Source organism: Streptomyces sp. Isolate_45, assembly GCF_024721315.2.
Classification (GTDB): Bacteria; Actinomycetota; Actinomycetes; order Streptomycetales; family Streptomycetaceae; genus Streptomyces.
Map to the genome: position 1 here is coordinate 1 of NZ_JANFAK020000055.1, position 19735 is coordinate 19735.

General features: G+C 72.4%; 15 protein-coding genes and 2 pseudogenes. 7 read left to right on the forward strand and 10 right to left on the reverse strand.

Translation table 11 applies throughout. The annotated features are described in order from the left end of the window. The first annotated feature begins 567 nt into the window (after positions 1–567). Entirely contained in the window at positions 568–1560 is a 993-nt protein-coding gene (locus NOD94_RS19270) for a helix-turn-helix domain-containing protein (RefSeq protein ID WP_281207223.1), read from the forward strand. A gap of 87 nt (positions 1561–1647) precedes the next feature. Here NOD94_RS19270 and NOD94_RS19275 read toward each other — a convergent pair whose 3' ends face one another. Continuing rightward, a complete protein-coding gene (locus NOD94_RS19275; protein WP_281207224.1) occupies positions 1648–2547 on the reverse strand; it encodes an aminoglycoside phosphotransferase family protein in 900 nt (299 codons plus the stop codon). Between the two features lie 322 nt (positions 2548–2869). Further along, a complete protein-coding gene (locus NOD94_RS19280; RefSeq protein ID WP_281207225.1) occupies positions 2870–3973 on the reverse strand; it encodes an NlpC/P60 family protein in 1104 nt (367 codons plus the stop codon). A 159-nt stretch (positions 3974–4132) separates the two neighbouring features. Here NOD94_RS19280 and NOD94_RS19285 point away from each other — a divergent pair, with 159 nt between their 5' ends. Beyond that, positions 4133–5662, forward strand: a complete 1530-nt coding sequence (locus NOD94_RS19285) for a hypothetical protein (RefSeq protein ID WP_281207226.1) — start codon at positions 4133–4135, stop codon at positions 5660–5662. A gap of 283 nt (positions 5663–5945) precedes the next feature. Beyond that, complete coding sequence (locus NOD94_RS19290; RefSeq protein WP_281207227.1) at positions 5946–6293, forward strand: HopJ type III effector protein; 348 nt, start codon at positions 5946–5948, stop codon at positions 6291–6293. Positions 6294–6649: 356 nt separating this feature from the next. Here NOD94_RS19290 and NOD94_RS19295 read toward each other — a convergent pair whose 3' ends face one another. The 5 genes from NOD94_RS19295 to NOD94_RS19315 all read right to left on the reverse strand — a co-directional run bounded on the left by NOD94_RS19295 (position 6650) and on the right by NOD94_RS19315 (position 13748). Continuing rightward, complete coding sequence (locus NOD94_RS19295; protein WP_281207228.1) at positions 6650–7936, reverse strand: UDP-glucose/GDP-mannose dehydrogenase family protein; 1287 nt, start codon at positions 7934–7936, stop codon at positions 6650–6652. Positions 7937–8121: 185 nt separating this feature from the next. Further along, the gene (locus tag NOD94_RS19300) at positions 8122–8640 is read right to left on the reverse strand and encodes a hypothetical protein (RefSeq protein ID WP_281207229.1); all 519 of its coding nucleotides are present in this window, start codon (positions 8638–8640) and stop codon (positions 8122–8124) included. Positions 8641–8694: 54 nt separating this feature from the next. Beyond that, entirely contained in the window at positions 8695–9528 is an 834-nt protein-coding gene (locus tag NOD94_RS19305) for a hypothetical protein (protein ID WP_281207230.1), read from the reverse strand. A gap of 422 nt (positions 9529–9950) precedes the next feature. Beyond that, the gene (locus NOD94_RS19310; RefSeq protein WP_281207231.1) at positions 9951–11483 is read right to left on the reverse strand and encodes a serine/threonine-protein kinase; all 1533 of its coding nucleotides are present in this window, start codon (positions 11481–11483) and stop codon (positions 9951–9953) included. A 219-nt stretch (positions 11484–11702) separates the two neighbouring features. Then, positions 11703–13748 (reverse strand): hypothetical protein, encoded by a 2046-nt coding sequence (locus tag NOD94_RS19315; protein ID WP_281207232.1) that lies wholly within the window; start codon positions 13746–13748, stop codon positions 11703–11705. Positions 13749–13931: 183 nt separating this feature from the next. Here NOD94_RS19315 and NOD94_RS19320 point away from each other — a divergent pair, with 183 nt between their 5' ends. The 3 genes from NOD94_RS19320 to NOD94_RS19330 all read left to right on the forward strand — a co-directional run bounded on the left by NOD94_RS19320 (position 13932) and on the right by NOD94_RS19330 (position 16852). Next, the gene (locus NOD94_RS19320) at positions 13932–14693 is read left to right on the forward strand and encodes an RICIN domain-containing protein (RefSeq protein WP_281207233.1); all 762 of its coding nucleotides are present in this window, start codon (positions 13932–13934) and stop codon (positions 14691–14693) included. Positions 14694–14916: 223 nt separating this feature from the next. Next, positions 14917–15990 carry a DUF4034 domain-containing protein gene (locus NOD94_RS19325; protein ID WP_281207234.1) on the forward strand — a complete coding sequence of 358 codons (1074 nt, stop codon included), beginning with the start codon at positions 14917–14919 and terminating at the stop codon, positions 15988–15990. Positions 15991–16246: 256 nt separating this feature from the next. Beyond that, entirely contained in the window at positions 16247–16852 is a 606-nt protein-coding gene (locus NOD94_RS19330; protein WP_281207235.1) for a signal protein, read from the forward strand. Positions 16853–17277: 425 nt separating this feature from the next. Here NOD94_RS19330 and NOD94_RS19335 read toward each other — a convergent pair whose 3' ends face one another. Beyond that, complete coding sequence (locus tag NOD94_RS19335) at positions 17278–17508, reverse strand: DUF5133 domain-containing protein (RefSeq protein WP_281207236.1); 231 nt, start codon at positions 17506–17508, stop codon at positions 17278–17280. A gap of 101 nt (positions 17509–17609) precedes the next feature. Here NOD94_RS19335 and NOD94_RS41430 point away from each other — a divergent pair. Next, positions 17610–17756, forward strand: a pseudogene (locus NOD94_RS41430) (helix-turn-helix domain-containing protein); the annotation flags it as partial. 598 nt (positions 17757–18354) lie between these two features. Here NOD94_RS41430 and NOD94_RS19345 read toward each other — a convergent pair. Then, a complete protein-coding gene (locus NOD94_RS19345; RefSeq protein ID WP_281207237.1) occupies positions 18355–19023 on the reverse strand; it encodes a hypothetical protein in 669 nt (222 codons plus the stop codon). Positions 19024–19141: 118 nt separating this feature from the next. Then, a pseudogene (locus tag NOD94_RS19350) lies at positions 19142–19611 on the reverse strand (M15 family metallopeptidase); the annotation flags it as partial. Positions 19612–19735: the final 124 nt, after the last annotated feature.

Consider the following 19735-nt stretch of genomic DNA (forward strand, 5'->3'; position numbering starts at 1 on the left):
GAGGCCGAGCACGGCCATGGGGGTGCGGGCCCGCCGCCGGTGTCGGGCCCGCCGGGGCCTTCCGTTCCCGTCCGCCGGCTCGCCGGGCCCGCGCGGACCACTCGTGCCCCGCGACCGCTCCTGCTCGTCCGGCGTCCGGCCGCTCTTCCCCCCTGCCCCTGGCACCTTCCCCACCCCCTGGTCCTGGTTCTGGTTCTCCCCGTGATCCGCCGGAGTCGGCGACACCTGAAGTCTGCCGTCGGACGGGGGCCGTGGTCGTTGGCACACAGCGCACGCATCATTGGTCCTCGGCGCACGCGGAACCGGTGGACGACCGGCGACAACCCGCCATAGCGGGCGATGGGCCCATCGGGCCGGCGGCCCGGTCCCCCGCCGTCCGCTCCTCGGCCTCGGGTACCACTGGTGAGCGGCCTTGCCCCGGCCGGCGCGTTTCGCCTCATTCCGCTCGTCGGCGCGGGCGACAGCCACATCAGGCCGTGCGCCGGCGCGCGGTGTGGCCGCCGCGCGATCTCCTCCCGACGATGGAACGGCCGCCCCACGGCAAGGCGGTGGTGAGGGAGGGGGCACATGGGTTTCACCGTCTACGACACGGCCGATCTGCCGCCCGAGCACCGCTTCGAATGGTGGCGGGAGACGGTGAGCCAGGGCGCCGGCCCCACCTCGATCACGAGTGATCACCCGGCGGGCTTCACCGGCAGCATGGGAGTCCTGTCCCTGGGCATCGCGCAGATCGCCACGATGTCCTTCCCCACGATGAGATCGGAGCGCACTCCTCGCCTGATCCGCCGATCCGACCCGGAGACGTACGAGTTGACGCTGGTCCTCGACGGGTCGATGGGCGTCTCTCAAGCGCGCCGTGAAGCACTGCTCGTGCCCGGGCACTTCAACCTGTGGAGCTCCTCGCGGCCCTACAGCAGTCTGGGTACGGGTGACCCCGGCGCGGAGCCGTCCCGTGCCGTCGTCCTGCACCTGCCGCGCGCGCTCGTCCCGCTGCCCGAGGCGAAGGTGGACCGGCTGCTCGCTCGGGCCCTCCCGTCCGCGACCGGGGTCGGAGCGGTCTTCGCCCGTCACCTCGGCTCCGTCGTCGAGGAGGCGGCGACGTTCACCGAAGGGGACGGACAACGTCTCGGCGTGCTGACGTGGGACCTGGCCACGGCCTTCCTCGCCCATCACCTCGACGCCTCGGACCGCCTGCCGCCCCACACGCGCCACCAGTTACTACTGACGCGGCTCGACCTCTTCATCGACGCGAACCTCGCCGACCCGTACCTGTCGCCGCCGGTCATCGCGGCCCGCCATCACATCTCGGTGCGGCTCCTGCACCGGCTCTTCGCGGGCCGGCGGGAAACGGTGGCCGAGTCGATCCGCAGGCGCCGGCTGGAACGGTGCTCGGCCGATCTCGTGAACCCCGTCTTCTCCACCCTCCCCGTGCACGCGGTGGCCAGACGCTGGGGCTTCACCGATGCCGCGGGGTTCAGCCGTGCGTTCCGCACCGCCTACGGGGTCACCCCTCGGGAGCACCGCCTCGCACCGGAGACGGCACGGGCGTGCCTTGCGTGAGGCCGACGCACCCCGGGCAACGCCCTCCCGGTGGGAGTGCGGGCGAGGCGGCCGGGCCGCCGCATGGTGCTGCGCCCGACCACAGCTCTAGCCGATGAGGGCCTCGGTGATCTGGCGGGTGGTTTGCGCGGCGATCCGGGAGTCCACCGCGGCGTAGGCGGTGTAGGCGTTCAGGCCCGTGGCCAGAGCCCAACCGCGCCCCCGCGTCCAGGTCGCCTCGTCCACGTCGAGCGCGGCGCGGAAGACCGCCCGGCTTCGCGCGGACAGCAGGGTGAAGGCGATGGTCAGGTCACGGGCGGGGTCGCCGATGCCGAGTCCGCCGAAATCGATCACCGCGCTGAGCCGGCCGCCCACCGTCAGCAGGTTGCCGGTGTGGAAGTCACCGTGGAACCAGACCGGGGGCCGGTCCCAGCCGGGAGCGTCGAGTGCGGCGTTCCACAGTGCGGTCGCCGCCGGGGCGTCGAACACCCCGGCGAACCGGGCGATGGCGGCCCGGGTGTCGCCGTCGCGATCAGCCAACGGAGCGGCGGACAGGCCCGCCGGGACGTCCCCGGTCGGGAGGTCCCCGGGCGTGAACCGCTGGAGGGCCCTCAGGAAGCCCGCCAGGCCGGCCGCCGCCTCGGACGAGTCGGCGAGGGTCTCGACGGTCGCCTGCTCACCGTCCAGCCAGCGGGACACCGACCACGGCCACGGATAGCCGAAGGCGGGCCGGCCCGCCTTCACCGGCGCCGGGACGGCCAAGGGCAGGTGCGGGGCAAGTCGCGGGAGCCAGTCGAACTCCTTGCGGAACTGCTCGGCGACCGCCGCGCGGCGCGGCAGCCGTACGGACAGTTCCCCGCCCAGCCGGTGGATCACGTGGTCCGATCCACCCGGGTCGACCGGAGTAAGGGGCAGCCCGGCCCACTGCGGGAACTGGGTGTCGACCAAGCGCCTCACCAGCTCCGTGCCGATCACCGGGGTGAGGTGCGGGGTGCGTTCGGTCGCCACGTACGGCTCCTGCGGTCGGCCCTCCGGACGGAACGGGCGGTCGGGTCATCCCAGTACACGCGTACGCGCCCCGTCCAACGATTTGCGGGCCGCTGCGTGTCCAACACCGCCCGCGGCCGTTCCGGCACGGCCCGGGCCACGGTGAACTTCCCTGCTCACGGCTGTGGTCGAGTGCGCGGTCGGTGAACCCGCTGATCCACTCTTCGCCCGGGGCGAGCGGCACCGAGACGACGGTCCGGGACACCGGTGGCGTCGCGGGGCCGGCGACCGGGCCTGCCGGGCTCGGTGGTCCGGCAGGCCAGTAGTGCGCCGGGGCGGGAGTTCAGGAGCCGATGAAGCGGGTGGCGCCCACGAACGGGCGGTTCGTCAGGGGCTCCTCCCTCACGCTCTCCCCGGTCCGGGGCGAGTTGATCATCATCGGTTCGCCCTGGTCGTTCCTGCCGACGTAGATGCCCACGTGGGTGACGTTCGATGTGCTGCTGCCGAAGCCCACGACGTCGCCGGGCCGAAGGTCGCTCGGCGATGTGATCCGCTCGCCCTCGGCCGAGCCGGCGGGCGCCGCACCGCCGCCCGCGTCGAACTGCGGCTGACTGTCGCGCGGGATGGTGATGCCGAGGGTGGAGTACACCTGGCTCGTCAGGCCGGAGCAGTCGTACCCGAATCCGGCGGTGCCGGACCACAGGTATTCCAGGCCCAGGAACTTGCGCGCTTCGGCGACGACGTCGTCGCCGGTCACCCCGGACGTCGGGACCTTCGCGAGGTGGGCGCGCTCGAAGTAGATCGGCGTGCCGTCGTTGGCGCGGGCCTCCACCACGAACGGAGCGCCGGCGACGGGCTTCACGGCGAACTCCGTGTTGAACGAGTACTCGGTGCCTCCCTTGGACGGCGCCCCCGCCGCCAGTGCCTGACGCGAGCCGTAGCCCCGGGCCGTCGGGCTGCTGACGCGCTCCACGGTCGTGCCGGACGGGGCCTTCTTCCGGAGCTTCGTCAGCTGCCGGTCGGGCATCCAGCCCGGGTAGCCGGCCGCGTCCCGGGGCGTGGGCTGGCCGTGGACCACCACCTTGTCCCAGAGCACGCCGTCCTTCGTCGTCGTCTCCACCACCGTGACCCGGCCCCCGTACAGGGCCTGCGTCTCCCCCGGCACGTCTCGGCGGAGGTTGATGTCGTGGGCCATCGCGGCGAACCAGCCCCTGATGTCGACCGGGTTGGTGAGTGCCTTCGCGTCCACCGTCCGCACCTTGTCGGGGCTCTCCCAGATCTGGGCGACGGAGACGTCCACGTAGCAGGTCCTGGCACCTTTGCACGCGGCCGATGCCCCCGAAGGGGAGGTGTCCGCGGCGGACACGTGATGTGTCAGGGGAACCAGGGCGATGACGGCGCTGACGGCACTGACGGCGACGGGAAACGCGATGTTCGAGAGGGGCATACGACGATTGTCCTGCGCGGGCCACAGCGGACCAGGGACCGATCGGCCGACCATGCGGCTGATATCGGACATCCCGGTCGAGCGGCACCCTGTCGGCGCAGAGCCGACCCAGGCCGGATCGGACGCAACGGGGATGCGGCGAGGTGGCAGGATGACACGGTGTTCGACTCTCCGCGTGAACCGTGGCTCCGCGGCATCGCCTTCAATCCGGCGGCGCCCTCCGACGTATTGGTACGGCTGTTGGATCCGGCGGCCGGTGAGGCCGGCTTGCTGATGTGCGAGGGTCGTGACCTGCCTGACGCCGTCATCGACGCGGCCCTGCGCCATCCGGCCGGGGTCATCCGTCGCGCGTTCGCCCGCAACCGGTACGTCGACCCGGCACGGCTCGCCCCCTTGGCGTCGGACCCGTCGGGGATCGTCCGCGGGTGGCTCGCCTCCGGCCCCCACCCCCGCCACCACTCCCGCTCGGTCCGCCCGCTGCCGGACGACGTCCTCATGACCCTTCTGATGGCCCAGGACGGTGGCGAGGACGGCAAGGTCACCGCGAAGGAGATCGTCGGGGAGCTCGATTCGTCCCGGCAGATCCCGCTGTCCTTCTTCCGCTCCATCGCCGGGCACAAGCTCCCCGAACTCCGGATACGGGCGACGTGGAGGTGGGAGTCACTCACGCCGGCGCAGCGGGCGAGGCTGCTCGACGATCCGGACCCGGCGGTCCGCGCAGAGGCGCAGGACAGAAACTGGCGGCTGGACCCGGGACGGGTCGAGGCCATGCTGCCGTCCTTCGGCTCGCGCAACGGATTCGTGTTCGGCACGTGCGCCCTGTCCCCCGCGCTCGTCGAGCAGTGCTTCACGGACGGCACGGTGCTCCCCATGGCCCGGAACCCGCACATCCCCGCCCACGTCCTCGCCCGGCTCGCCCGCCACCCCGACGCGGAGGTCCGCGCGTCGGTCGCCGTCCGGCCCGACGTGGGACCGGACCTGGTGGCGGAGTTGAGGGAAGACCCGGACGCCGTCGTGCGGATGCACGCGCGCCTCCACCCCTCCCCCCGTACCTGGGCGGAGTACTGGGCGATCGACCAGGTCCTCGGGCACGGTCCCGACTGCGTCTGCCCGATCGGCGAGCCGTTCAACAGGCCGGACATCGACCCGGCCGTCGGGCCGTCACCCGACTGGTTCGCCACCTGCGCGGTGTCCGAGGAGCCGGTGCTCCGGCGGGTCGCGGCAAGTTGGCCGGGCCTGTCGGCGGAACTCGCCGGGACGCTCGCGCAGGACGACGACGAGGGGGTGAGGATCCGGCTGGCCTGCCATCACCCGCTGGCTCCGCCGCACCTCCTCCTGGATGTCTTCGTCACCCGCCCGGCACACCGTCCGCACCTGCTGGCGCTGCCCACGTTCCCCCGTACCGGCCGGGCTCACCTCATCGACCACCCGGACCCCGAGGTACGGGCTCTGGCGGCAGCCGATCCCGCCTTGCCCCACCCCCCGCTGGAGGACTCCGACGCGACGGTGCGCCTCGCGTCGGCCGGCAATCCGAACCTGTCACCGGACGCCCTGGAGGCCCTCCTCGCCGACCCCCGTACCGCCGAGGGCGCTGCGGCCAATCCAGCCCTCACCGTGCCGCGCATGCACGCGCTCCTCGACCACTGCCTGAACGGCACCGCCACCCCACCGGGGGCCGTCCAGCGCTGACCGCTTCCCATGCACCAGCAATGGGAATGGACGCGCCGACCCTGTGCGAGCTCGCGGGCGGAACCGGGGGGACCGGCGACGGCGTGCGCTCGGCACCGCCCTCGCGGCCGATGGCCCGGACCTGAATCAACTCCCGGCGTATCGCACCGTCTCACATCGTGACCTGCGAAGACACCGACCGTTGGGACGTGCGGCCCGATCCCTACCGGCTGCCCGCACGGGGGGTATTGTCGTCCGGTCACGGACGGCGATCGGGTCGTCCGTCCAACCCAGGGGAACCACCATGACTGATCTGAACTCGCTGCGGGCAAGCCTTGCGTCGGGTGAGCACGAGTTCGCCGACACCTTGGCCTTCGTCGCCGCGCATTACGACTATCAGCCGCAGGCGTTCCGCAACGGGGAACTGGAAAATGCCGCAGGTACGAACGAGGGCTCCTGCAAGACGCTGGGACTGGCCCTGCTGGAAGGGCTGAGCGACCAAGAGGCGCTGCAGGCATTCGGCGAGCACTACCGCGGTGTGCTGGCCACGCCGAACGACACTGATCACGGCAACATTCGCAACCTCATGGCCCATGGCCTGGCAGGAGTGAGCTTCGCCGGGCAGCCGTTGGCCCGTAAGAGCGTGGTGTAAGCCGCCGGAACCTTACGGCTCGTGGAAGACGGTGCGCACCCGCTTCCGTTCGCCACCGTCGACGGTGTGTCCTCCCGAGCCTGCGCCACATCCGGGCGCGGCCCGACGCCGCCGGTGACATCACCGGCAGGTACGGATCGGCCTCACCATCGCCGGCCCCGACCAACACGCCGCCTCCACCGCGCTCGCCGGGTGGGGCAACCGGCCCCTTCCGGGTCAACAACGTGGGCCGGGCGGGGCAGCGCCGGGGCGGGGAGGGCGGCGCGCATGGAGGGCCACAGCCGTTCGATGGTGCTTCGCCTCGGCCCCCTCCCAGGGCTCGGACGCGCTGCCCGCTTCCTCGTGAACGCCCCGGATCAGGGTCGCCCCACGGAGGTGTACCGGAATCCGATGTTGCGCAGGCGGGCCGGGTCGAGGAGGTTCCGGCCGTCGAAGATGACCGGTGTGCGCATGACGTCGTGTGCCTGGGTCCAGTCGACTTCGGCGAGTTCGGGCCATTCGGTGACGATCACTGCCGCGTCCGCGCCGGTGAGGGCCTGTGCCGGGGTCGGAAAGCGGGTCACGGAGTCCCACGGCTGTCCGGCGGCCGGGCGGGCGAGGGGGTCCCAGGAGCGTACGTGTGCGCCTTCGGCGAGGAGGCGGCCGGCGAGCACGGTGGAGGGTGCTTCGCGCATGTCGTCGGTTCCGGGCTTGAACGCCATGCCCAGGAGGGCGACGGACTTACCGGCGAGGTCGCCCAGTTCGTCCTTGAGGTGTTGGACCGCGCGGCGCTTCTGGATGTTGTTCACGTTGATCACGGCGGTGAGGAGCTGCGGGTGGAAGCCGGTGTTGGAGGCCATCTGGCGCAGGGCTTCGCTGTCCTTGGGGAAGCAGCTGCCGCCCCAGCCGATCCCCGGGCGCAGGAAGTGGGCTCCGAGGCGGTGGTCCATTCCGACGGCTCCGAGAACCTCGGTGACGTCGGCGCCGGTGTTCTCGCACAGGGTGGCGATCTCGTTGGCGAAGCTGATCTTCGTGGCGAGGAGGGCGTTGGAGGCGAGTTTGACCATCTCGGCGGACTTCACGTCCATCGTCGCCACCGGGGCGTTGATGCCGGTGTGCAGGTCGGCGACCAGGGCGCCGGCGGCCTCGTCGTCCTGTCCGATCACGATGCGGTCCGGGGCCATGAAGTCGGTGACGGCCCGGCCTTCGGCGGTGAACTCGGGGTTGGAGACGTAGCCGACGCGGGAGAGTCCGATCTCGTTCAACAGGGCTCGGGCTCGGGCGCCGGTGCCGACGGGGACCGTGGACTTCATGACGACGGCGCGCAGGTCGTCAGCTGTGGCAAGGGAGCGGATCACTTCCCATACCCGGGTGAGGTCGGCGTCGCCGGAGGCGGAGGGCGGGGTGTCCACGCAGACGTAGGCGACTTCGGTACCGGTGAGGGCCTCGGTGAGGTCCAGGGTGAAGGAGAGCCGTTCCTTGTTCCGGGCGATCATGTCGCCCAGTCCGGGCTCGTGGATGGGGACGTCACCGGCACGCAGGATGCGGACGCGCTCGGGGCTGATGTCGCGGAGCGTCACGCGGTGGCCGAGTTCGGCGAGGCACGCACCGGTCACCAACCCGATGTAGCCGGCGCCGAAGACCGCGATGCGTCGCGCTGCCATGGTCTGTCCCTGTCCTCGTGGTGGTACCGGGAAGCCGCTCGCGGGTTCCCGTTCAGGCCCTCGTGTCGCGCCACACCCTACTCGGCCGCCTCACCCGGCGGCCCTGGCCAACTTCGACCTGGAGCGGACGCGCGGAGACCTCGAAGCCATGACGGCGCCCGCGTGCCGCACGGTCGGGAAGCCGTTCACCGGACGGGTCCCGTCAGGGTGTCCGTACCCCAAGCGGCCAGCCGGCTCGTGATCGTGCCGCTGCCGTCGAGGACATGTCGTGAGAACGCGTCGCGTTCGTGGGCCAGGATGGCGGCTTCCCAGACACAGGGGGCCAGGCCGGTACGGCCGGGGCGGAGTTGGTCGGGCTGTCCGGCCGGTCCGGTGAAGACGGCCAGGTCCGACATGTGCCCCTCGATCCAGTTGTGGACCAGGACGTAGTCGCCGTCGGCGCCGGCGTGCAGGATCAGGACGGCGAGCCCGAGCGACCCGCGGGTGCGGCCGAGCCCCAGGTGTGCCTCGGTGATCCGCAGCGCGGCGGCGACGTCCTGTTCCGTCACGGTGCGGCCCGGCGCCTGGAGGGAGTAGGTCTTCACCAGATGGCCGCCGACCTGTCGAGTGCCCGCACTCCGTGCGGTGCGCTCGTGGTGCCCCTGGCTCAGGGTGAGCAGTGCTTCCGCGTCCACTGCCGCGGGCAGTTCCTCTCGATTGCTCATTCGCCCATCATGCATTGCGCGTTCGACCGGTCACGCACCGACCCCGGGGGCCGTTCAGCGCCCCAGTGCGACCCGCAGGGTGACCCCGTGGCGCCTGCCCAGGCGCCGTACCTCCCAGACCGAGAGCGCGGTCACGGACAGGGGCCCGCTGAGCAGGAAGGTGTACAGCACCTCCGGAGGCGCGGCGACGTCGGGACCGATGAAGAGCTGGAACGCCAGGAGCGACCAGACCAGCAACGGCGAGAGCAACGCCGGGAGCAGCTGGTGCACGTCCGAGGCCCGGAGGCACGTGACGAGACAGGAATAGCAGGCCAGGAAGGAGAAGGGAACCGAACCGAGCAGCAGTACGAGCGCTGCGAGCCAGCCGATGACCATCGTCAGGATGGCCAGCAGCGAGGAGGTGTATCCCGGGCCGGCGAAGGCGGAGAAGAAGAGATACAGGTCGTCACCGCTGATCAGGTCGCCCCGGAGGGTCTGGAAGGACACCCAGGCGCAGATGGGGCCGATGAAGAGCATGAAGCCCGCGCTGATCGGCCTGCGCACGCGCTCGGCGAAGTCACGGCGTCTGTCCGGGGTGCTCGCGACGATGAAGGCCGTCATGCCGATGATGCTTCCGACCGCCAGGACCACACAGGCGAAGCCCAGTTCGACGAGCTTGCCGAGAACGAATTCCGCCCCGTCACTGCTCAGCGGATAGACCACGACCAACCCGGTGGCCGCGACCAGCCCGAGCACGGTCCGTGCGATCCGCATACCGGAGATGAGCCCGTCCTTCACCTGCTCGGCGATGGGGGCGGATGTGATGTCCCCCGCCCAGGACCGGAAGAACGCCCGCAGCGCGCCGCCGGGCGCCGACCGGTCTCCGTATATCGCTCTGTTCCAGCTCACTTGATGTCTCTCCCCGGCCAACACGCATGCTCCGTAAGCCCCGTGGGGCACGCGTGCGCCGCCATGAGCATCGAACATCTTATCGGGCTACGTCCGGGCCCCGTCGTGTCCGTACGGGTCGGCCGACGATGCCGACGACGGCCGCGTCGAAGGGCGAGCAGGCCCCTCGTGGCCCGGCGGGCTCGTGCGCCGGTGGGCGTCCCGGGGTGAAGGCGTGGGTGGGCCGTGCACCGTCGGTCGGCGTGATGTGCGGGAGCGGTTCCACGGTGGGGCGGTCACCGGGCCGGCGACCGGAGCCGGCGCACGTACCCGGACACCGGCATCCGGCGCCGCCGGGCGCGCAGGGGCTTCGGTGTTCCGACGGCTCCGGCCTTCTCCGCGCGCACACCGGCCGGGGCCGCCGTGCGCGGTGTTCCGTCGGGTCACTCCTCGTTGAGCCAGCCGCAGACGTAGTACTGCTGGTTCTCGTCCCGCTCGATGATCCATTGGTTGAGGACGTCGCCCGCGATTTTCCCGGTCTCGGTGTCCCGCCGGGTGATCTTCGCTTCCACGCTGAGCTCGTCCATGTTCGGCGGGATCTCGTAGGGCTGGAGTTCCCAGCGGTCCACGAAGTAGCCGTTGAGGACGAACCCGAGCAGGCCCGCGCGCAGCCGGGGGCAGGTGCCTCGGCGCAGCGAGGTCATGTCGTGGTCGGCCAGGCCGTTCATGTAGAGCGAGAAGACGCGCTCGATGGCTTGGCGGTCGAGGGGGGCGCGTGCGGGACCGGGAGTGGGGGTCGACGGGAGCGGGACGGACGGGGTGGTCGTTACGGGTGGAGAAGGGGACGGGGAGCGGGGTGTGGGGGCCGTTGCGGGAGAGGAGGGGGACGGGGAGCGGGGCGTGGGCGTCGTGGAGTCGGTCGCGCGGGTGCGGCCGGAGTCGTCATCCGGGGATCCGGACTCCGGTAACCACCAGGGCACCGCGAGCAGCGCGGCCACGACGACGCCCACCAGGCGGACCGTCCGGTACCACCGTCGCCGGGCAGGGTGGGCGCAATCCCGTACCGGTGGAGTCGCTCCGGGTGCGGCGTCCGGCGCCGCACCGAGCCGCAGCGTGGACGCCGCTGTCGGCGCGCGGTCCGGGCGGGGGAGCTCCCTTCCTCCCGCCGGCCCGGCGAGCAGGTCGTACGTTTCCTCGGCGGTGAGGCGCTCCGCCGGGTCCTTGCGGAGGAGGCCCGCCAGCACGGGGGCGAGCGCGCCGGCGCGGACGGCGATGGCGGGTTCCTCGGTGGCGACGGCGACGAAGACGGCCCAGGATCCGGAGCCGCTGAACGGAGGGTGTCCCTCGACAGCGGTGAACAGGGTTGCTCCCAGGGACCACAGGTCGGATTCGGCGGTCGCCGGCAGACCCCGGACCTGTTCGGGAGACATGTAGGCCGGGGTACCCATGAGGGCCCCCGTCCGGGTCAGACCGGGCTCGCCCTCCACGGCGGCGATCCCGAAGTCGGTCAGCACCACCCGGTCGCCTTCGAGCAGCACGTTGGCGGGCTTGATGTCCCGATGGGTGACGCCCGTGGCGTGGACGGCGCGCAGCGCGTCCAGGACCTGTCGGCCGATCCTGGCCACCCGGGCCGGCGGCAGCGGTCCGTCCTCCTTGATCAGGTCGTCCAGGGAGCGGCCGTGAACGAGTTCCATCACGATCCACGGGCGGCCGTCGTCACCCGCTATCCGGTCGTGGACGGTGATGACGCCCGGGTGTTTCAGCCTGGCCGCCGCGCGGGCCTCGCGGTCGAGGCGGCCCATCCAGGCCTCGCGCAGGGAGGCGTCGAGGTCGTCCGGGAGCCGGAGCTCCTTGAGGGCGACCTCCCGGTCGAGTTGCTCGTCGTGGGCCCGCCATACGGTCCCCATGCCGCCCTGGCCGAGCAGTTCGGCCAGCCGGTACCGGCCGGCCAGCAGTCGTCCGCGATCGTGAGTCACGCCCGGAACCTAGCCCAACGCGCCCGGCCGTGAGAACGCCACCCCCTGCTCCCGGCCCCGCGCCCGAAGCCGCCGGTGCCCCAACCGCGCCAGGGCGCGCCGTCCCGAATCCGCGGTCCGCGCCATGCTCGCCGGGGGCGCCGGACCGCACTGCGGATCCGTGGCCGTCGAACGCCCCGCCCCCGGCCCCGATCCCTTACCCGGACCGGCGTTCGCCGCTCACCGGTGGCCGATCGGCGGGGGTTGACTCGAAGGGAGTTGGGTGGCCAGGAGGGTCAGGCCGCGGCGGAGCCTGCGGAAGTAGGTGGCACGGCTGAGGTGCAGGGCGCGGGCGATCTGCTGGTGGGTGCGGGACCGGCCCAGGTAGTACGCGACCAGGATGGTGCCCGCCTCCCTGTCGGTGGAGGCGGGGCAGGCGGCCAGGGCGGCCACGCGGTCGGTCAGCCAGGCGCGCAGCCGGGGCGGGGATGACAGCTCCGGCAGGGCCAGCAGGGGGTTCCCGGCGAGGCCGCCCGGATCCCGGAGGCCGGCCAGGGCCCGGCCGACCAGGGCGGGCAGGTCCTGGCCCATCAGGGCCGCCGGGCTCGCCCCGGTCGGAAGTAAGGTCCCTGCGGCGGCCGGGCCCGCGCCGAGGCGGCGGATCCAGCCCGCGAGGCCGGTGGCGGTGAACTCCTGGCTGTAGACCTCCGGGCGGCGCCCGCACCGGTAGACGTCGTCCCGGATGCCGCCGTGCCGGCGGAAGCTCAGCGCGTGCAGCAGGCTCTGGTAATCCGGGCTCGCCGTGGAGACGAGGAGGTGCCCGGCGAGGGTCGCCTGCACCAGGATGTGGCGCAGCATCTGCGCGTGCGCGCCCGTGTCCGCCCCGTACGCCGCCCCCAGGAACAGTCCGGCACCGGCCCCGCCCCCGTCGCCGGACTCGGCGTCGGGGCCGCCCGGGCCGGCATCGCCGTCGGTCGCCGGTCGGGGTGCGAGGAGGTCGGGGGCGTGCTGTTGGAGCAGCGGCTCGATGTCGTCGGCGGTGTCCGGCCCGACGGGTACGAGGGCGGCCAGCGCGACCGGTGCCCCGTCGCGGTCCCGGGCCAGGTGGAAGGCGGCCGGGGCCGACGCCAGCCAGCCCTCCGTGACCCGCTCCGAACGGCGCGGGTCGAAGCCGTTGCGGACCGCCCAGCGACGCATCAACCGTCCGATGTCATCGGCGTCGCCGGAGCGGGCGGGTCGGATCAGCGCATCGTCCTCGACGGGCGGGAACAGCGAACGCCGCAGAGCGGGTTCGCCGGACAGGAACAGCCCCTGCTCCACGATCCGGGCCCGCTCACGCGGGTCCCGGCGTTCGGTGAGCGACGTCTGCCGGTACCCGGCCGCGCGCGTCCGGACGTCGTGGTGGGCTTGCGGCCTGCGCCAGGCGTAGGCCAGCTCGAACAGCGACCGGTACGGTTCGCGCACCGCCAGCCCGAGGGGCCCCCGCCGGACCAGACTCAACGCCCCCAGCGCGGAGAACACCTCCGGCCCCGCGGTGAGCAGTCGCTCGTCGCCGGCGCCCACGGTGGCCAGTAGCCGCAGCGCGTGCCGGTCCCGGCCCCCGGACCGCGGCCGCTCGCGGTCGAGGCGCCCGAGCACCTCCTCGGTCACCGCGTCGGCGACGGCTCCGGGCGCATCTGCGGGGGTGCCGGCGAGGAACTCGCGGGCGGCCAGGGCGGCCGGCAACGGGTACCCGCCCGCGAGGCGCACCGCCAACGCCACCGCTTCCTCGTCCTCCAGACCGGCCGCCCTGACGAGGTCCTCGATGTCCTCGGCCGGCCACGGCTTCAGCGGTACGACGGAGGGCGAGTGCCGGTCCGCCCAGCCGGACAGCCCCCGCAGCGACCGCCGGCTCACCACCAGCACCGACGGTGCCCCCGGTGCCCGACTCCGACGTCCCGAGGACCCCATGACCCCCATGGCCCCCATGGCTCCCAGCAGACCTGAGGCCTCCGGGGCGTCGGAGGGACGGGGCTCCGCCAGGACCGCGGTCACGGCCTCGGCCTGGCCAGGGCCGTCCAGGCTGTCGATGAGCAGTACCCCGTCCCCCTCCGGGGCCCGGGCGAGCAGTACCCGTACCCGCTCCGCGGCGACGGAGGCCGGCAGCCCGCACAGGTCGACGCGGGCGACCACGGGCAGCCACCGGGCCAGTGTGCTCTTCCCGCTGCCGAGGGGTCCGCAGAGGTTGACCACGGAGTGCGAGGCGAGGGCGGCGGACAGGGCACCGAGGCCCGGGGGGATCTTCACGGTCCCCGGACGATACCCATCCGGCGCCCGACCGGGTCAGCGGTCAACCAGCCGAACGGTGGCTGGAGTTGATACCTCGGTGAGACTCCGCGGCAGCGAGCCGCGGCTAGGGTCTGAAACGACCGCGGGGCCCCGGCGGCGCACCTTCCTGCACGGCCACCACCTACCCGAATGGAGTCCGGAGTGAAGCTGGTTCGATGGCTGTCGACCACGGCCACCGCCCTCCTCGCCGCGACGACCCTGCTCGCCGCGCCCGCCGCGGCGAGCAGCACTGCGAGTGCAACCGCGGCCGCCCCCGCGCGCGGCACCGCCGTCCCGGCCGCCGCCCTGGCGCCCACCGCCCCCAAGTACTTCCTCGGCACCGGCTACGGCCCGTACAACATCGCCGTCGACGCGGCTTGGAACACCGCCTACGCCGCCGCCGTGAACGAGGGCTACCAGGCCTCGCGCTGCGCCCGCTCGGCGGGCCCGGCCGCCAATCCGATCGGCGGCAACGGCTACTACCAGGTGCTCGTCGAGATCTACTGCAGCGTTCCGCCTCCGCCGGGCTCCGGCCAGATCACCGGGGTCCACTCCGGCAAGTGCGTCGACGTGAAGGGCGGCAGCCTCAAGGACGGCGCCCCGATCCAGCTGTACCAGTGCAACGGAACCGACGCCCAGGCCTGGCGGCTGGAGAGCGACGGCACCGTGCGCGCCCTCGGCCGCTGTATGGACGTCCAGTACGCCAAGACGGAGAACGGGTCCCACATCGGGCTCAACACCTGCCACCAGGGCCTGAACCAGAAGTGGGAGCTCCTGCCGGACGGCCTGCTGCGCAGCGTCCACTCGGGCAAGTGCCTGGACGCCCTCGGCTGGGCCACCGGCAACGGCACCCGCCTCGGCATCTGGGACTGCGCCCCGCAGCACACCAACCAGCAGTGGCGCGGCGCCCCCCTGGGCACCTGATCCCCACGCACCACCACCCGTCCCGCCTCCGTACGGCCCCGGTACCCGGCCCCGTACGGAGGCGGGACGCGACAGCGGCCCATCGAGCCCCGCGCCCTGCCCTCATGGCCCGCGGACGTCGGAGAGGATCGGGTGGCTCGGGTGGCTCCGGGTCCGAAAACGAGTCCGGTACTTTGCCGCAGCGTGCGCTTACCGTGACCCCGACCAGGGATGATGACCCGTTGTGCTCACCAACATCATCTCTGCCGTCGGTCTGGCCACCCTCTTCTGGGCGCTCGTCCACACCACCCGTCTCGTCGTCCGCAACCGTAGGGCTCGGCACTTCGACGCCTCCGCCTACGGCCTCGTCCCCCGCGAGCAGCTCGACGGCCGGCGCTCCGGCCCGCCCCGGGACGAGCCCGCGCTGCGCCTCGCCGTCGACGCCGCCCTCAACGGCGAGTGGGAACCCGCGGCCGGACTCCTCGCGGACACCGCGGAACGCCAGGACTGGGCGGAGCGCTGGCGGCTCGTCGAGGTGTTCGCGGACGTGGCCGTGGAGGATGAGCGCTGGCTGCGCATCTGGCGCGCCAAGCGGCCGCAGGACGCCGACGCCGTCGTCGTGCACGCCCACGCCCTGCTGCTCCGCGCCTGGGCGGCGCGCGGCGAGAAGGACATCAAGCAGACCTCCGACGCGCAGGTCGCCATGTTCGGCGAGCTGCTGCCGACCGCCATGTACGCCGCCCACGAGGCGGCCAGGCTGGCACCCGGCGACCCCTCACCGTGGGTCACGATGATCGCCGCCGCGCGCGGCCTGGGCCTCTCCCACGACGAGTTCCGTCAGCTGTGGAGCGAGCTCACGAGCCGTGCGCCGCAGCACTACGACGCGCATTGGCAGGCCCTCCAGTACTGGTGCGCGAAGTGGTACGGCTCCCACCAGCTGATGTTCAAGTTCGCCAAGCAGGCGGCGACGTCGGCTCCGGCCGGGAGCCTGATATCGGGCATCTACCTGCATGCCGTGCACGAGGCAGCCCTCCAGGACGGCGAGGCGGCCTACCGCACCTGGGCCACCAAGCCCATGCTCGCCCGTATCCAGGCCGACCTGGCGCAGGCCGACCCGCAGGACCGACGGCTTCCCGCGATACGACACCTGTACGCCGCCGTGCTCGTCAAGACGGGCCGGTACGCGGAGGCTCTGACGCAGTTCCGGCTCATCGGCGGGTGGTGCGGAGCGGCACCCTGGACCGACGCACAGGATGCCGTGGCAGCGTTCGACCACGCCCGCGGCCTGGCGGCCCTCCACTCGGGCCGCCCCCAGTAGCGCCTCGGCGGCAGCGGTACCACGGTGTGGTGCTCATCCGTCCGGCAGGCAGAGCCAGACCTCGGAGCAGGCGAGGCCTCGCTCGTTGGTCACCGTGCCGCCGCTGCTGCGGGCGACGGGTTCGGGGCGGCGTGCCAGGGCAGGAGGGGGCAAGCGACGGCGGCGAGATGGGCAGCGGCCGGCGGGCTGACGGCGGAGGTGCCGGAAGCACTGTCCTGCGTGCCGCACTCCGGGAGACGGCAAGTATTCTCCCGGCATGCGCATAGGAAGATCGTTCGCTCTGGTCGGGGCAGCAGCCCTGCTGGTCGGTGCCTGTACAGCGCCCGACGCCTCGGAAGTCGCACGTCAGCCGCAACCCGGCATCGCCGAGCTCAGCACCGGCGAGCTCCAGAGCCGGTGGTGGAGTTGGGCGGCCTCCAGCCCGGAGGACTCCAACCCGGTGACCGACCCCGACGGGAGCTTCTGCGCACAGAACCAGCCGACCGACGCCTGGTTCCTCGCGGGCACCTTCGGCGGCAAGGCCGAGCGGCGCTGCTCGATCCCGGCGGAACGCCCGGTGGTCTTCCCGTTGCTCAACTTCACCGGCACAAAGGCCGAGTGCTCGGCACGGTTGGCCGAGGCGAAGGGCACCGTCAGGCTCGGCACCGCCGAGGTCGCCGTGGAACGGATCGAGCCCACCCCCATCCGGATCACCGGGGTCGAGGGCAACCCCGTGACCGGGCAGGCGGGTTCGCTGGCCACTCACGGCTGCGGACTGTGGGTCCGGCTGGGGCCGGTCCCCGTGGGGACGGCCTCCCTGACCATCGAGGGCTCTGCGGGATCGTTCTCCCTCTCCGTGACCTACAACCTCCAGGTCGCGTAGGCGGCGGGGGCCCGCGAACACCACTGCCGGCGATCGGCTCCGGCCCGCAGGCGCCCCTCGCGAACGAGTGGCCCGTGAGCGGCCCCGCCGCGACGGCCACGGGCACGGAGTCGCCCCGGAGTTCGGCGAGCAGCAAGAAGGCCCCGGTCTCCATGAAGGAGGCCGGGGCCTTGATCGAGCGCTGGGCAGGCCTTGCACCTGCATTCCCCCACGGGAAGTGGGATGTCTTTCCTTGGACCACCAACGCCGGACCCGACAACCCTTGTTCAGGGTGGCGAGCTCAAGATCCAGTGTACCGCAGGCCGGACCGGGGCCGACACCCGCTCCGCCGGCGAAGTGGCACCTCTGAACACCGAACCCGACCGGGAATCCCACAACGGCCCGCTCTCATGAGGGCAGGCATGGGAGCCGGGTACTCCAACGGGTCAGTGAGGAGCGAGCACGGAGTCGTCGAGGATGCCCGCCCCCGGCAGCTGATGACGCGCGGCGATCAGAGCCGCGTGGATGTCCCCGGTGCCAGTGGCCACGCACAGGGCCCGTTCCACGGCCTCGATCTCCCGGCGTACGGGCGAGCCCTCCTCCGCGGCATCGAGCACGGCCAGCGCCCAGTAGCGGTCGACGAGTCCGGGAAGTACGGCCGGGTGAGCCATCAACATGAGCAGTAACCTTTCGCCGGCGGTTCATCAGGTCGCCATCGCCTACCCGGCCGATCACCATTGAACCCCCAGCGTGACCCGGCTGGTGGAGCCCCGGGTTCCTGAGCGCCGAACAGCTCCTGGAACAGCTCTGGGACGAGAACACCGACCCCCTCACCCCTGCGGTCACGGTCACGATCGGCCGCCTGCGCCGCAAACGGGGCGATCCCCCGGTCATCACGACCACGGCGGGAGTCGGCTACCGCATCGCCGACACAGGGGGCCGCGGTGAGCTCCCGGCGCCGAAGGCCGGGGCGCGTTCGCACTCCTGCGTGCTCGTCCATGCGTGACAGGTACAGGCGCGTGAGGCGCATATCGCCGCGGGTCCCCCGGCTCCTGATCGCTGACGGCCTACGCCGGGTGCATGATCGAACGTTCCGCTGAAGTGTCGGGCGAGCCGTATCCGGAGCCGGCTCTGCCGGGCGGCCCGGGAGAGGCGGCCGCGAGCGACGTCAGCTCGCTCCCCCTTGGTACGCGCGGCCGGCCCCGCGCGCGCCCTTCCCGTGGCCGTCGCACGGCCGGTTCAGCCTGCTCGGTCGTACCGCGGACCCGTTCCGTACGGAGGTTGCCCACGTGCCCCCGGTGGGGAACGGGGTGCGGCGCGTGCACGCGCAGTCGTCACCGCAGGCACCGTCGCGGGTCCTCGGCACCGATCTCAGCGCTCGCGATGCCGCCGCGCCGGTGGCCGCGCATGTCCCCGCAGGCAGCGGCCCGGCAACCGAGGAAGGCCGACCGGCCGGCGGAAGTACGGTCCGACCCGCGCACGGGCGCGGCCCCTCCGTCAGGACGGCGTGTCGGACGGCGGGCTCAAGGCCTGACGTACCAGCCGTGCGCGCCGCTGCCTTCCGACGGATCGTACGACTGGTGCAGTCCGAGCAGTGCGGCCACCAGCCGAGGGTCCCAACTCCCGTCGAGAACACGGTACTCGTCCTCGATCCCCCGGAAGACGAGGTGTGCGCGGCGTGAGGAGTCGCGCCAGATCACCCTGCGCGGCTTGCCGAAGGCGCCGTCGCCCTCACCGAGCAGGGACAGGATCAGACAAACCAGGCTCACGGGCAGGCCGACGGGCCACCACAGCGCCCACCAGAACAGGCGCCCGCGGAAGCCGCTCACGCGGCGTCCGGTCACCGTCTCGACGGTCCAGCGGGCCCGGGCGCCGCGCAGGGCGCGTCCGCTCCGGTACGTGATCCGGCCCAGCGGGGCGCCGTACTGGTCGTCGACGCGGTACACGGCGGGCCGTCCGCTCAGGCGCGAGCCCGTCTGCTCCGTGGACACCCGGGCGATCGAGGCCCGTCCTTCACCGACGACGTCGAAGGTACGCGTGGTGGGGTGCGGGGCGCTTCCGTAGCCGTCGGGCACACGGCAGAGCAGCCCGATGGCGACATGCCCATCGTGCCCCGCGTCGTCATCGTGGTGGATGACGACCGGCGAGGACGTCCCGTACCGCACGTTGTACGTCATCCGCCCCTGGGCCACGCCCTGTCCTCCCGCGCACCGCCGCACGGCGCCGCACGGCCCCGCATCCGGCTCTCATGATCTCATCACCGTTCGGCGACATCCGCCCGATACCCCCGGGGGTTGCTCGTCGTGCTGGTCAGAGGTGGGAGTTGCTCTCCACGGGACCGTAGAGGGCGGCGACTTCTCCCGTGACCATGGCCCGGTACCGGTCACCGAAGGACCAGTGCCACCATTCCGTCGGGTGGTTCACCAGACCCGCGGCGGTCAGCACGGAGCCCAGCAGCTTCCGGTTGGCGCGGGCCTGCTCACCGATGTTGAGGGCGGCGGTGCAGCAAGCACCCGCGCTCTCCTCCGGGTTCGCGTTCATCGGTGTACCAGGTCCAGTTCGCGCCCGCCGGCATCGACCAGGGTGAGGTCGACGGCCGCGCCCGCGCCCGCGCCGTGCGGAGCGATTTCGGGCGGGGACACGTATCGGCCGGCCATCGAACGGAGCTGTTCGGCCGACCAGTTGGGGTTGCTCGTGCGCAGTTCGTCGGCATACGCCTCGAAGTACTTCCGTTGGAGTGCGGGCGGCCGGTACCCCTCGACGAACAGCAGGCGCAGGCCCCGGCGAACCTTCCCGGTCGCGCCACCAGGCGGGAATCCGGCCGACGCGGGCATACCTGTCTCCGGGTGCCCGGTTGCTGGTGATGGTCGGGGGCCGGCCGGCCACGCCCGTTCCCTGAGCGGC